The organism is Marinobacter sp. UBA2498, from assembly GCF_002341575.1.
Lineage (GTDB): Bacteria > Pseudomonadota > Gammaproteobacteria > Pseudomonadales > Oleiphilaceae > Marinobacter > Marinobacter manganoxydans.
Window position 1 is genome coordinate 10,621 of sequence record NZ_DDOI01000071.1, and the last position, 628, is coordinate 11,248.

The 628-nt window shown below is 59.7% G+C and carries 1 protein-coding gene; it reads right to left on the reverse strand.

Annotation, left to right across the window (positions count from 1 at the left end; all coding sequences use genetic code 11):
- Nucleotides 1-445, reverse strand: a 445-nt coding sequence (locus B2W52_RS10125; RefSeq protein WP_286802831.1) for a serine hydrolase, incomplete at its 3' end; no start/stop codon positions are given.
- Between the last annotated feature and the right edge of the window lie 183 nt (nt 446-628).

Consider the following 628-nt stretch of genomic DNA (forward strand, 5'->3'; position numbering starts at 1 on the left):
TAAAGGCATCGAACCCGCCCGGGTGGCTACGGGCAAGGGTGTAGGCGGCAAAATTTTCGGAGGACATCAGTGCAACGCGCAGGACATCTTTACGCCGCATCTCCGAGTCGATGCGAATCCGACTGTAGGCGTTGGCGGCGGCGGGCGTATGCCGCTCATGAAAAGTCAGCCACTCATCCAGCGGCTCGCCGGATTCCAGCACGACCAGCGCGGTCATGACCTTGGTGACAGAGGCAATGGGTACGGACCGGTCGGCATTCTTGCCGAAAATCAGCTCGTTATCACCAGCCACGGCAACCGCGGCATTCACCGATGCCAGGTTTGGACCATCCTGTTTCGACGATGCTGACGAACTGGCCGATGCCTCCTGTTGGTGAGCCTGGGACATCCCGGGCTGCAGCGCCAGCAAAAACACCCACCAGATGGCCATACTGCGGATACCCATGCTTCAAAGCCCCTTCACTTGTTAACTGTACGGGCAATCACTGCCCCGCCAGCGGCGGATTATAGCAGTGATTGCCCGGAGTCATCGGATCATGGCAGATCGGTAATGGCCCCGTTGGATGCAGAACCCACGGTGCGAGCGTATTTTGCCAGAACGCCGCGAGTGAACCGTGGCTTGGGCGCC